Annotated in this window: 9 protein-coding genes, 1 tRNA gene and 1 pseudogene; 7 read left to right on the forward strand and 4 right to left on the reverse strand. The window is 61.1% G+C overall.

Annotated features, from left to right (window positions below; translation table 11 throughout):
• Positions 1-161: 161 nt before the first annotated feature.
• Genes yidC through rpmH form a run of 3 tightly spaced genes read right to left on the reverse strand, consistent with a single transcriptional unit; the run spans position 162 to position 2,517 of the window.
• Complete coding sequence (yidC, locus tag F3Y30_RS05440) at positions 162-1,958, reverse strand: membrane protein insertase YidC (protein ID WP_203425495.1); 1,797 nt, start codon at positions 1,956-1,958, stop codon at positions 162-164.
• Complete coding sequence (gene rnpA, locus F3Y30_RS05445; protein ID WP_203425496.1) at positions 1,958-2,347, reverse strand: ribonuclease P protein component; 390 nt, start codon at positions 2,345-2,347, stop codon at positions 1,958-1,960. Before rnpA ends, yidC begins: the two co-directional genes overlap by 1 nt.
• 32 nt (positions 2,348-2,379) lie before the next feature.
• On the reverse strand, positions 2,380-2,517 hold the full coding sequence (gene rpmH, locus F3Y30_RS05450; RefSeq protein WP_203425497.1) for a 50S ribosomal protein L34: 138 nt from the start codon (positions 2,515-2,517) through the stop codon (positions 2,380-2,382).
• Positions 2,518-2,931: 414 nt separating this feature from the next.
• Here rpmH and F3Y30_RS05455 point away from each other — a divergent pair.
• The 7 genes and pseudogenes from F3Y30_RS05455 (at position 2,932) to F3Y30_RS05485 (ending at position 11,654) form a co-directional block, all read left to right on the forward strand.
• A pseudogene (locus tag F3Y30_RS05455) lies at positions 2,932-4,934 on the forward strand (methyl-accepting chemotaxis protein).
• Positions 4,935-5,274: 340 nt separating this feature from the next.
• Positions 5,275-6,681 carry a HAMP domain-containing sensor histidine kinase gene (locus tag F3Y30_RS05460; RefSeq protein WP_246752952.1) on the forward strand — a complete coding sequence of 469 codons (1,407 nt, stop codon included), beginning with the start codon at positions 5,275-5,277 and terminating at the stop codon, positions 6,679-6,681.
• A 141-nt stretch (positions 6,682-6,822) separates the two neighbouring features.
• Positions 6,823-6,899, forward strand: a tRNA-Arg gene (locus tag F3Y30_RS05465).
• A gap of 747 nt (positions 6,900-7,646) precedes the next feature.
• Positions 7,647-8,942 carry a hypothetical protein gene (locus tag F3Y30_RS05470; protein WP_203425499.1) on the forward strand — a complete coding sequence of 432 codons (1,296 nt, stop codon included), beginning with the start codon at positions 7,647-7,649 and terminating at the stop codon, positions 8,940-8,942.
• Between the two features lie 559 nt (positions 8,943-9,501).
• A complete protein-coding gene (locus F3Y30_RS05475; protein WP_203425500.1) occupies positions 9,502-9,960 on the forward strand; it encodes a hypothetical protein in 459 nt (152 codons plus the stop codon).
• 132 nt (positions 9,961-10,092) lie between these two features.
• Complete coding sequence (locus F3Y30_RS05480; RefSeq protein WP_203425501.1) at positions 10,093-10,731, forward strand: glutathione S-transferase family protein; 639 nt, start codon at positions 10,093-10,095, stop codon at positions 10,729-10,731.
• Positions 10,732-10,766: 35 nt separating this feature from the next.
• Positions 10,767-11,654, forward strand: coding sequence for an alpha/beta hydrolase (locus tag F3Y30_RS05485; protein WP_203425502.1), 888 nt, complete (start codon positions 10,767-10,769; stop codon positions 11,652-11,654).
• 90 nt (positions 11,655-11,744) lie between these two features.
• Here the strand turns inward: F3Y30_RS05485 and F3Y30_RS05490 are convergent, their stop codons facing one another.
• Positions 11,745-12,215 carry an aminoacyl-tRNA deacylase gene (locus F3Y30_RS05490; protein ID WP_203425503.1) on the reverse strand — a complete coding sequence of 157 codons (471 nt, stop codon included), beginning with the start codon at positions 12,213-12,215 and terminating at the stop codon, positions 11,745-11,747.
• Positions 12,216-12,300 lie beyond the last annotated feature (85 nt).

A 12,300-nucleotide genomic window follows, 5' to 3' on the forward strand; every position in this document is an offset into this window, starting at 1 on the left:
CCTGGAGATTGGTGACGCGCAATCATCGCAAAGATGCAGGGCGGCAACGCGCATACGAGCGACGCGGCGATGTCGCAATGAAGAGCGGCCGGCATGGGCAAAAGAAAACCCCGGTCGAGCCGGGGTTTCCAATCGGTGTGTCTGATCTGTGCGGATCGTCGCTACTGCGCTGGATCCGTTTTCTTTTTGCCAAACAGCCCTTTGAGGTTGCTGAACAGTTCCACCTTCACCCCATGGCGCTTCATGATGATCGCCTGCTGGATGATGGACAGCGTGTTGTTCCAGGCCCAATAGATCACCAGGCCCGCCGGGAAGCTCGCCAACATGAAGGTGAAGACGACCGGCATCCAGGTGAAGATCATAGCCTGCGTCGGATCCGGAGGCGTCGGGTTCATGCGCATCTGCAGGAACATGGTGACACCCATGATCAGCGGCCAGACGCCGATGAGCAGCGCATGTGGAACGGCAAAGGGAAGCAGGCCGAATAGGTTGAAGATCGAGGTCGGATCGGGAGCGGAAAGATCCTGGATCCAGCCGAAGAACGGTGCGTGGCGCATCTCGATGGTGACGTAGATGACCTTGTAGAGCGCGAAGAACACGGGGATCTGCAGGAAGATCGGCCAGCAACCGGCCAGCGGGTTGATCTTCTCTTCCTTGTAGAGCTGCATCATCGCCTGCTGCAGGCCCATCCGGTCGTCGCCGAACTTGGCCTTCAGCTCTTCCATCTTCGGCTGCACCTTCTTCATGTTGGCCATCGAAGCGTACTGCTTGCTGGCGATCGGGAAGAACAGGCCCTTGACCACGATGGTGGTGATAAGGATCGCGATACCGAAATTGCCGAAGTAGCGGAAGAAGAAGTCCATCAGCTGGAACATCGGCTTGGTGAAGAACCAGAACCAGCCCCAGTCGATCATGAGGTCGAAGTGCGGGATCGAATAGCTCGTCTTGTAGCCGTCGATGACGGGAACTTCCTTGGCGCCGCCGAAAAGGAGGTTCTTGACGTCGACCGTTTCGCCCGCGGGAATGGTGATCGCGTCCTGCTTGTAGTCCGCCTGGTAACGCGGACGGCCGTCGGTGAAGTGCGAGAAGCGGGTTTCATACGGCGAGTCCTGCGGCGGAACGATGGCGGACGCCCAATACTTGTCGGTGATGCCCAGCCAGCCGGTGGTGGCCTTGCCAGGTGCTACGGTCGTGTCTTCCTCGGTCGTCGTGTACTTGACTTCCTGCAGGCCATGTTCGCCGATAACGCCGATGAAGCCTTCGTGCAGCACGTAGACGCTCGGCGTCGTCGGCTTCTCGAAGCGAGTGACGCGTCCGTAGGGCGACAGAGAAATCGGCGCGCCCGTCGCGTTCTTGATGCTGTCGGTGACCTGGAACATGTAGTGTTCGTCGACCGAGATCGTGCGCGTGAAGACAACGCCCTTCTCGTTGGTGAAGGTGAGCGTCACGGGCGTGGAAGCCGTCAGCTTGCCGTCGCCCTGCTGTGTCCACACGGTCTGCGGACCGGGGGTCTGGCCCGTCGCGTCGCTGCCGACAAAGCCGAGTTCCGCAAAGTAGCCGTGCTGCGTTTCCGCCGGGCTGAAAAGCGTGATGATCGGGCTCGATTTGTCGACCGTCTCGTGGAATTCCTTGAGCCTGAGATCGTCGAAGCGAGCTCCGGTCAGATTGATGGAGCCGGCAAGGGCGGGCGTGTCGATTGCGACGCGCGCAGACTTGGCCACCGCCTGGTCGTGGCTCTCCAGCGCTCCACCCGGAACCGCGCCGTTCGGCGTCACCGCCGTGCTGCCGGCGCCTGCGGTGGTCTGTCCCGGCTTCTGCTCGGCTGCCTGCTGTGTCTGCTGGGCTTCCGTCAGAAGGCGGTCCTTCTCGAGCTTCGGATTGACGTACAGGAACTGCCAGGCGATCAGGATCAGCACCGACAGCGCAATCGCCACGAAATAATTGCGGTTTTTTTCCATCATTCTTTCCCGGGGCCGGGCGTCGCCGACCTCTTTTGTTTCTGCGTGGTCTGGATCCGATCGCGCAGGCGTTCCTGCAAATCCTCAAAGGATGCGTGTAGGATCTCGCGCCTGGCGACAATCACATAGTCGTGTCCTGGCTGCATTGCAAACCCGGCCGATAGACGCACGGCTTCCTTGAGGCGCCGGCGCATCCGGTTCCGTTCAACGGCATTGCCATGCTTCTTGGTAACGGTAAAGCCTACGCGGGGCTTGGCGTCCGGCTGCTGCCGGTCGCGCATCTCGAGAAGGAACAGTGGACCCTTGCGCTTCTCGCCCTCTCGCACAAAAAGAAACTGCGGGCGGCTGGTGAGCCGTCCGACAGTGGATTTCTCGTCATTCTTTGACATTGCCCGCCATCTCGTTTCGGGCAAGCACGGCCTTAGGCCGACAGACGCTTGCGGCCACGTGCGCGGCGAGCGGAAAGAACCTTCTGGCCGCCCTTGGTTGCCATGCGGGCACGGAATCCGTGACGGCGCTTGCGAACGAGCTTGGAGGGTTGATAGGTACGCTTCGACATTTATTTTAATACCGCGGTGTGCGGCCCTTCTTGGGTTTGCGTTTAGCAAGGAGCGTGGTGTTCCGGACGCAATTTGCCTGCGCTGCGAGAGCGGGGCCGCCCGGACGCTGCGGCTTATAAGGGCAAAGCCCGGTAAAAGTCAAATCCGCCCTGGGAAACGAGGCGGTCTCCGTCCAAATCGTTAACGGGAAAAGCAATCGCAGATTGTCCGAGATTGCAATTGCCGCGCCTAGACTACCGTTACGTCAGGCGGAAAAAATTGATTTTAAACAAGAATTCCCGGTCGATATCTGTCAAGTCCGTGCATATTTACTAAAACTCTCATTAACTATTAGCCCCCATAGTCGAAACGGGATGGGAGGCTGAGATTTCAATGCGCTCCTGAGGTCCATAGTCCTTTTGGGGAGCCATGACGTGAAAATTCGCGGTAAAATCTATCTGATCGTCGGGATCATGGGTTTCATATCCATCCTGATCGGCGCCATGTCCATCAGTGTCGTCAATGAATACAATCAGAAACTACGGGAATACGAGAACGCCTCCGACCGCGCCTTTCTCGGTGAACACCTGAACCGCCAGGTGACTGCCGTTGTCATGGAGGCGCGCGGCGTCTACGCATCCACCTCGACGGAAGGGGCCAAGAAGTTCGCCGACGGCATCGTCAAGGAGTTGAACGGCATCGACGAGACGCTTGCGCAGTGGCGCCCGCTGGTTCCCGCGGCCCAGATTTCCGAGTTCGATGCCGTCGTCGCGCGCGCCGCCGAGTTCCGTGGCTTCCGCTCGGAAACGGCGCGGCTGGGAACGGAGGTATCGATCGCGGCTGCCAACGAACAGGGCAACAACGACGCCAACCGTGCAAACCGAAAGGCCTTCCAGGCTGAGATCGACGACGTGGTCAAGTTCGACCGCGCAAATCTCGAGACCATCAAGGCAGACATTTCCTCCTTCGAGACGCTGATGCTCTCGATCCTCCTGGCGACGATGGGCGTCGGCCTCGTTGCGGGCGGCGGCGCTGCATTCTACATCGCGACCAAGCAGCTCAGCGCGCCGATCCAGAACGTCACCGACACGATGAAGCGTCTCGCTGCGGGCGATCTCGAGTCCGAGGTTCCGTATCGGGGCCGCAAGGACGAGATCGGCGATATGGCCGCGGCCGTCGCCGTCTTCCGCCAGAACGCACTCACCGTCCGCGATCTGAATGCTCAGGAGCGGGTACTTCGCGAAAAGAGCGCCGATCTCCAGTCGAGCATTGCCGTGGTCGTTGATGCCGCAGCGTCAGGCGATTTCACCAGCCGGATCGAAAAGGACTACGGCGATCAGAACCTCAACCGCTTCGCCGCAAGCGTGAACGAACTCGTGTCCGGCGTGGACCAGGGCATTGGCGAGACCCGGCGGGTGATCGGATCGCTTGCCGAGGGCGACCTGACCCGCACCATGCAGGGAGATTTCCGCGGCGCCTTCGCCGAACTGCAGGCGAACGTCAACAATGCGCTGGCTATCCTCAGGAGCACGATGGGCGACGTTCGCGTCTCCACCGACTCGATCAACGCCAATTCCGGTGAGTTGCGCTCCGCCTCCGACGATCTGTCAAAGCGCACCGAGCAGCAGGCTGCTGCGCTGGAGGAGACGTCTGCCGCTCTCGAAGAGATCACCGCCGCCGTTAAGAACTCGACGGAGCGCGCCCAGGAAGCCACTGTAATGGTCGGCGAGGCCACGAGGAGCGCGAAGCAGTCCGGCGAGGTCGTGCGCAACGCGATCGATGCCATGGGCCGCATCGAGCAGGCGTCCAGCGAAATCAACCAGATCATCAACGTCATCGATGAGATCGCCTTCCAGACCAACCTGCTGGCGCTCAACGCAGGCGTCGAAGCAGCGCGCGCCGGCGATGCCGGCAAGGGTTTCGCTGTCGTAGCCCAGGAGGTTCGTGAGCTTGCCCAGCGTGCGGCAAGCGCAGCCAAGGACATCAAGGGGCTCATCACCAAGTCGAGCGACGAAGTCTCCGTCGGTGTCAAATACGTCCAGGCAACAGGCTCTGCCCTGTCCGACATCGAAAATCGCGTCCTCAAGATCAACGATCATATCCATTCGATCGCAACGGCCGCACGCGAGCAGTCAACGGGCCTGCAGGAAGTCAGCACGGCGATCAACCAGATGGACCAGGTCACGCAGCACAATGCGGCGATGGTCGAAGAGACGTCGGCTGCGACGCACAAGCTCAAGAGCGAGGCGGATACGCTTGCGGGGCTGATGGCCAAGTTCCGCACGGGCGATGGCTTCCAGACGCAGTCCCGGCCCGTTGAAGTGGCAGCAACCGCCCGGCCCGTCGCTTCGCCTGCGCGGCGCATGATCGGCAACGTTGCCCGGGCCTTCGGGGCAAGTCGGCTGCGGTCGCCGAGGAGAGCTGGGAAGAGTTCTGAGCTCTTCGGCCAGAACGAAGCCGCCTGATCACTGGAATCACCAGCACGGCGCGCCCGTAAGCGGCGCGCCGAACTCTTGTCGGGCATCTATCTGTTGCGGAGGCGATGGGAAACCGGCCTCGCCACATCGGTGCGACTTTCTGACCAAGGCATTGGAAAACCTCCTGTGATCTCATATTATGGGTTGCCGGCGCCCAATCTCGTTGCCGGTCCTCCGCAAGGGGATCGCGTGGCGCAGGTCGGTGGCCTCGCGCGAAATAGGTGACTTCGGGAGATCGAGATGTTTGGTAAAGAGACCTCTCCCCCGCTTGACGATCCTCCGGTTCCCGTCGCCGGCTTGATGTCCGGCCTGTCCGGCAAGCTGCTGTTGCTGACGGTCGTCGGCGTGATCATCGCCGAAATCCTGATCTTCGTCCCTTCCGTCGCGAGCATGCGTTTGCGCTGGCTGAATGATCGGCTGAATACCGCCGCTGCCGCTGCCGTGGTCGTGGACGGGCTGAGGGACCACGAACTCCCTCGTCCGTTGCAGGACGAGACGCTGGTGGCGACAGGAACGAAGGCGATCGTGCTCCGGCGCAGCGACGCCTCGCGCATGATCGCGATCTCGGACATGCCGCCGGAGGTCGATGCGCAGTACGACCTTTCCGACGTGGGGCCGGTCGCTGCGATCCGTGATGCGTTCGACACCCTCTTCTTCGGCGGCCAGCGCGTCATCCGCGTCTACGGCCCCGTCGGCGAAAGCGATGCGGTCATCGAGCTGGTGCTGAAGGACAAGGCCCTGCGCTTCGCCATGCTGGCCTATGCCCGCAACGTCCTCGTGCTGACGATCATCATCTCCATGATTACGGCAGGGCTGATCTTCCTTGCCATCAACCGGATGCTGATCCGGCCGATCCGCCGGATGACCGCGAACATGCGCGAGTTTGCCGGCGATCCCGGCGATCCATCTCGCGTACTGGTGCCGAGCGAAGGCCGCGACGAGCTGGTGGTAGCGGAGATCCACCTGTCGCAGATGCAGCAGGCGCTGCAGCGCACCCTCAAGGAACAGAAAAATCTCGCCGATCTCGGCCTGGCCGTCTCCAAGATCAATCACGACATGCGCAACATCCTTTCCTCGGCCCAGCTGATGTCGGACAGGCTCGCGGACGTAGACGATCCGGTGGTCAAGCGTTTCGCGCCGAAGCTCCTGCGCACCATCGACCGGGCCGTGGCCTATACCACTGACGTGCTCTCCTACGGGCGGATGCGCGAACCGGAGCCGCGCCGGCGTTTCGTCCCGCTGCTGCCGCTCGTCAAGGACGTGGCCGAGATGCTGGCGATCGATCCGAGGAGCGGCATCGAATTCGTCGTCGAGATCGACGCGCTTCTCGAAGTCGACGCCGACAGCGAGCAGTTGTTCCGCGTGATCCACAATATCTGCCGCAACGCAGTCCAGGCTCTCCTGCAGGACCGTGGCTCCGAACGCCGCATTGTGGTCAGTGGGGACCGGACCGGCAGCGTCGTCTCCATCGCCATCGACGACACCGGCCCCGGCATGCCGGCGAAGGCCCGCGAAAACCTGTTCGCGGCCTTCCGCGGCTCCGCCCGTTCGGGCGGCACCGGCCTTGGCCTGGCGATCGCGCGCGAACTGGTGCTCGCCCATGGCGGCGCCATCACCCTTGTCGATAAACAGACGCCCGGAACGCTGTTTCACATCGAGCTTCCGGACCGCCCCGTGCCGCTCGACGCCTTCCGTCATCGCGCCTGATTAAAGTTTGTCCAGGAATTTCAATGGGATGTCGGTATCTCAACAGCAAAATGCCGATTTTTTCGCAAATTCGCTTGCAATGGGGCGCGGGACGATTTAGGAGATCGCCTCGCAGCCGGACAACACGCTCCTGCTGCCGACGCACCCGTAGCTCAGCTGGATAGAGCACCAGACTACGAATCTGGGGGTCAGGAGTTCGAATCTCTTCGGGTGCGCCATTTTTCTTCCCCTCGTAATTTAGATAGATGCGACGGTCACACCGTACAGGTTTCGAACCTCGTGGCAGCTATGTCATCAAGTTTGCTTGTCGCCCCAATCCCGCTTCGCTCTTTCCTCCATGCATCGCGCAACTCTTGAAGCGCAGAAATGGTCAGAAGCGCGATAAAGCTATTCAAATGATCCCAGAATCTTTGCCGCGCCGCGCTGCTGTTCGGTGTCCTGTGCTTGGTCTTGCCTATTGAAGTCCACTCGGATCGAAATATGCAGGGGATCATCTCACCGGCTGCCCCTCAACCACCGTCTCGGAACGTCCAGATCGGGTGGTCAGCGGACATTGCGGTGACATCGACTAGCCCCGACGATCCCCGCAACAGAAAGGGAGAAAGGAATTCTCTCGTGCCTCCGTTTCCCTTAGGCCTCGCTGCATCTCGTTCCCGGCATGAGCTGATATGTTCGGTGATCTCCGGAGCTGCCCCGAGCGTCATTGTCCGCTCGCAAAAGGAAGGGAGAAAGTGTACAATCTGCCGAGAACGCGAGCAAGTTGAGTGAATGCACGACGGGGGAGGGTACATAGCCCAGCAACCCACGCGTGACTGTTCCGCCAAGAGCATTCGCCCGACCTCCGCAGGACCCGACGGCAGGGAACGGGCGCCAAAGACAGCGTCCTCAACTCCACCCGACAACGCCGTGCCTATGTAGTTTGATGCGGCTTCCTGTCAGGTGATTGCGCTGAATGGGACGAACCAATGAAAAAGCAGGAACTGGAAAAGCTCTTTGTCGACTGCGATCGTCTGAAGGAGCTGTGCGAGCAAATGCATCGCTGCCGGCCGTGTGGGTCGGGCAATTCGTCCGGCAAGCCCAAGGCGCGACTGGCGCGGGCACCGCGAGACGCCCAGACGCGCGAACCCAGCCCCGATGACATCCGGTACAATCGCGGCTTCTTGGGGGTGCCTTACAAAAAGGAGGATCTCTTCCGATCGGGAATGTCGGCCGAGGAGCAATTGCGAGAGGCGGTTGAGCAATATCGGAAGGAGCCGTCGGCCAAAGGCGCGATTCTGATTGAAATGGCGATCAATCGCATTGGCATCAGCGGACGGACGGACAAGGAAATCGCCGGGCTGGTAGACGAAGCGAAGAAGCTGCTGGCCGAGAAGCTGAAGCGGAAGGGCAAGGGCGGGTCCCAAGGCGATAACGTTACCGGAACCATCTACCAGCACTCTGACTTTGGTGGCGCGTCCATGTTCCTCAACCTGTCTGTGGGCGGCCTGTTGACCGGCTTCGTCAACCTCAGCTGGTTCAACTTCAATGACCGGGTCTCGTCCGCAGAGCATGGCGCGAGTCCAGACGAGGTTGGTGGCCGCCTGTTCTTGTTCCAGACGGACCGCTTCCGGGACCGTTACGTCAAGCTGGATGCCAACGGTGGGGATAATCCCAGGCTTTCCTCCCTCGGTTCGTTCATGAACGATCGCACTTCGTCGGTCCTCATCTACCGGAAATCCCTGAACGAAGTCGTCCAATCGCTCGGCAACCTCGTATCCCCAAGCCAGATCACGGCTGCCATTTCCTCGCAGGAGAAGCTGTCGCCACGGGGCGATCCCATCCTGACCTGGGACCTGTTTCCGGACGGCAAGGACGGCCACCCGAATGAGACCGGGAAAATGTACGTCTACGTCCGAATTCCGGTCGAGGTCGAGGTGAACAACTGGTTCAACTATGATGCGGAGATACGCTTCTGGATCTATCTCTACGTCACTCAGGATGGACGGCTCAACGCCTGGCCGGATTACTACGGCGCTTGGGTTGAGGGCGGGATCCTGACCGACGACATATTGGCCGAGCTGATGGGCGAGGAAGGCATTGTGACCTCCTTGCCCGAGGTTATCGGCCTGCTCGGAGCGGCCACCACCCTTGCCAATCTCGGCGCGCCCTACTCCAACGTCTACCTGCTGCCTGGTCGCAACGAGGACCGGGGCAACACAAATGACGATGTAACGGTCGTCTTGGTTGAGGGCATGCCAGGACCTCCTGGGCCGATCCTCTAGCACTCGCGGTTCAAAGGCGTAGGCTTCGAGGTGGAGGATTGGTGCCAAGCTTGATGTTCGCAACGGGTCGATGCGCGACAATCCCGGTTGCTATCCCCTTAGCTCTGCAGATGGCGCAAAGCAGGACATTCCACTTCGAGTGGTGATCTCAGATATCAATAGGCGCAGCAATGACATCGCGGTGCCCGGTTTCGTCTTGTCCGGCACGCCATTTTCTCAACGCTTTCATCGTTCTTGACCGAGGTGCCGCGGAAGCGGGCCCTGTTGATTAACGTGATCGCATCTGGAAGCGAGTGGCGGAATGCGCCGCGAGATGCATCCCACACGGTGATCCAGAGTTCCCCAAGCAGAGAAATTAGGACCAGGTGCCGATGTCAAAGCGTGATGGCGGAGCTTTTGAAGGTTGGCCGCCGAATCGCTGCTGGACATCTCAAATGTGATGGGCAGGTGGAGGCGTTTGCACCACTCCAGGTCGAGTGGGCAACCGTCGGGATAGAGCGGGGAATGTCGAGCGCGCGAGAAAGTCCGGGTGTGTTATAGTGTCCATGGGGGAAGAGCCATGACGGATTTTAGCTTCGCCAATCTGAGCCGCTATTTCATCGAGGTCGAGTGGGTTCTGACCTGGTTTCCGATCCGGGACGAAGCCGTGATCAACCGACCGATCATGCGAAATGGGACAATCAACCACCGGAGCGACGACTTCGGACCGGGCATCGGCGGAGGGGCGGGCGCGGTGTATTGGCTCGGCGAAGCCGAGGGGCTACCGCCAGCGGGTTTGGCGAACGGATTCGCGGAGATCTACGGCGATCTCGATCACCGGCTGTCTGTGTCCCTGGAGATCAAGCTCGGTGGCATGAGGAGCAGCCACCGTGTGGCTGCGCCACCCGGCCAACGACTGCCCTTCATGCTGAACATTGCCCAAGGCGGGCAGGATGCCGATGGCACGGCGCTCACCTTGTTCGGAACCATCGTGACCAGTGAGCAACTCGGCCTCAGGCTTGTCGCTACCGAGCGTTAGAACGGGTTTGCATCGCCCGGGAGGCCTTCTGTTGCCGCAGAATTGAAATGGCGCGGTGAAACGTAAGCGGTGATGTCGGGGTGCTCACCGTTCGCGCGTCCTTCGTCGTGAAATTGGAAATGGAGGTCCCGAATGGGCGACCTGGTTCTCACCACCTATGACTGGGTTCCCAAGTCCCCGCGGGGCTATGTGCGCGACATACGTGTGCGCTGGGCATTGGAAGAGGCCGGGCTGCCGTACCGGGTCGAGAAAACACCATTCCGCGCGCGGGGTGCCGAGCATTTCGCGCACCAACCCTTCGGCCAGGTGCCGTGGTTGACCGATGGAGACATCTCGATCTTCGAGAGCGGCGCAATCCTGCTTCATCTGGGCGAGCGCAGTGACGCGCTCATCCCTTCCGATCCGCGTGGTCGCAGCACTGTGGTCGAGTGGCTGTTCGCGGCGCTCAATTCGGTCGAGGCGGCAAGCCTCCCCTGGTCCATATTCGTGTTCTCCGGCGACACCACTGAAACGCCGGGACGAAAACATCTGGACGGGTTCCTCGAGACCCGGCTGAAGCATATGGATGCGGTGCTGGCTGAACGCGAGTGGCTGGCCGGATGCTTCTCAATCGCCGATATACTCATGGCGGATGTGCTGCGCCTCGTCGGCAGGTTCGACGGGCTGGCGGCGCATCCAGCCTGCCGCGACTATGTCGCGCGCGCCACGGCGCGCCCGTCTTTTGTGAAGGCACACGCAGACCAGATGGCGCATTTTGCTGCGGCGGACTGATCGACACCAGAACCAAGAGACAAGGGTTGCGAGCGATGGCAGATGACAGCGGAATCGACGGCATTCGCGCTTTGCTGACGTCCAAGCCCCGGCCTGTCGGCTGGACGGAGAGACGGGAGAGGATCGACGAGGTGGGTTCCATCTTCCCGGTCGCCGACGACATCGCACTGGAACCGGTGGATCTGGGCGGAGTTGCCGCGGAATGGTCGTTGGCTCCCGGCAGCGATCCGGGGCGGGTGCTCCTCTTCTTTCATGGGGGTGGATATTGCTCGGGTTCGATCATGAGCCATCGCCGTCTGGTTACAGAGGCCGGCCGGGCGGCGGGCGTGCGCACGCTCGCCGTTGACTACCGTCTAGCGCCCGAGAACCCCTTTCCCGCCGCGCTCGAAGATGCTGCTGCCTCGTGGCGCCACCTGCTCGACACAGGATATGCACCCGATCGCATCGTCGTTGGCGGTGACAGTGCCGGCGGCGGGATCACGCTGTCGCTTCTGGGGAGCCTGCGCGACAAGGGCAAGGAACTTCCCGCGTGCGGGTGGCTGATCTCGCCCTGGACCGATCTGACGATGTCGGGGGAGACACTTGCTTCGAATGACGCCATCGACCCGCTCATACACGCCGGATATCTCGCCGAACTCGCCGATGCCTATCTCGGCCCCGATACGGATCGGCGCGATCCGCGCGTCTCGCCGCTCTTTGCAAACCTTGAGGGGCTGCCGCCGCTCCTCATCCAGGTAGGCTCCGCGGAAACGTTGCTTTCGGATGCGACGCGTCTTGCCGGGGCAGCGGGGGAAGCGGATGTCGCGGTCACGCTCGAGATCTGGCCACACATGATCCACGCCTGGCCACTGTGGAACGCCAGACTGGAACCGGGACGCCGGGCGCTGGCGACCGCCGGCGCCTTCATCCGGAGTCATCTGTGACATGCCGACCATCGTTCACGTGGAGTGACTCACGCCTTTGCAGAACGCAACGTAGAGCGGAGGGCCGCGGTCCCGATCCGCGTCAATCGACTAGGGCCTGTGGCTGAAACGGGCGATGCGTGCACCTTTCATCAGGTCGAGGAAATTCTGTCCGCTGACATGCACCAGCGTCCTGTGGTCGCCGCCTTCGAAGTAGACGTCGCTTACGTCGCGCAGGCTTTCGTCGAGGATAACAGGCACATCGTAGGCCGATCCGACCGGCGGCACTGCGCCGATGTCGCAATCGGTGAAGAGCGAGCTGACCTCATCCTCGGAGGCGAGGCCGAGGCGCCTGTCCATCACATCCTGCAATGTGGAAAGCTCGATCCGGTGCGTGCTCGGAACCACTGCCAGTACGTAACCCGTCTCATGATGGACGACCACGGACTTGGCCAGCCTGGTACCCGGCACATGCGCGGCCTGCGCAGATTGGCTGGTCGTTGCCGTGCGATGATGCGCGACTGTGTCGTAGGCGATGCCTTCGCCGTCTATGTAGTCCTGAAGTTTCCTTGCGATCGTCATCGGAAGGCCCCTCCCTTCGGCTCGAGTGGGTGCCGCATGAGGTTTCATTGTCCTCTCATCACCTGTGAAGTCAACGTTGAATGGA

Source organism: Sinorhizobium sp. BG8 (assembly GCF_016864555.1).
Taxonomy (GTDB): Bacteria; Pseudomonadota; Alphaproteobacteria; order Rhizobiales; family Rhizobiaceae; genus BG8.

What these genes read in the sequence shown, in the direction of transcription:
- rpmH (WP_203425497.1), bottom strand. Translation starts at nt 2,517, where the DNA reads ATGTCGAAGCGTACCTATCAACCCTCCAAGCTCGTTCGCAAGCGCCGT.
- F3Y30_RS05460 (WP_246752952.1), top strand. Translation starts at nt 5,275, where the DNA reads ATGTCCGGCCTGTCCGGCAAGCTGCTGTTGCTGACGGTCGTCGGCGTG.
- F3Y30_RS05485 (WP_203425502.1), top strand. Translation starts at nt 10,767, where the DNA reads ATGGCAGATGACAGCGGAATCGACGGCATTCGCGCTTTGCTGACGTCC.
- F3Y30_RS05480 (WP_203425501.1), top strand. Translation starts at nt 10,093, where the DNA reads ATGGGCGACCTGGTTCTCACCACCTATGACTGGGTTCCCAAGTCCCCG.
- F3Y30_RS05470 (WP_203425499.1), top strand. Translation starts at nt 7,647, where the DNA reads ATGAAAAAGCAGGAACTGGAAAAGCTCTTTGTCGACTGCGATCGTCTG.
- F3Y30_RS05490 (WP_203425503.1), bottom strand. Translation starts at nt 12,215, where the DNA reads ATGACGATCGCAAGGAAACTTCAGGACTACATAGACGGCGAAGGCATC.
- rnpA (WP_203425496.1), bottom strand. Translation starts at nt 2,347, where the DNA reads ATGTCAAAGAATGACGAGAAATCCACTGTCGGACGGCTCACCAGCCGC.
- yidC (WP_203425495.1), bottom strand. Translation starts at nt 1,958, where the DNA reads ATGGAAAAAAACCGCAATTATTTCGTGGCGATTGCGCTGTCGGTGCTG.
- F3Y30_RS05475 (WP_203425500.1), top strand. Translation starts at nt 9,502, where the DNA reads ATGACGGATTTTAGCTTCGCCAATCTGAGCCGCTATTTCATCGAGGTC.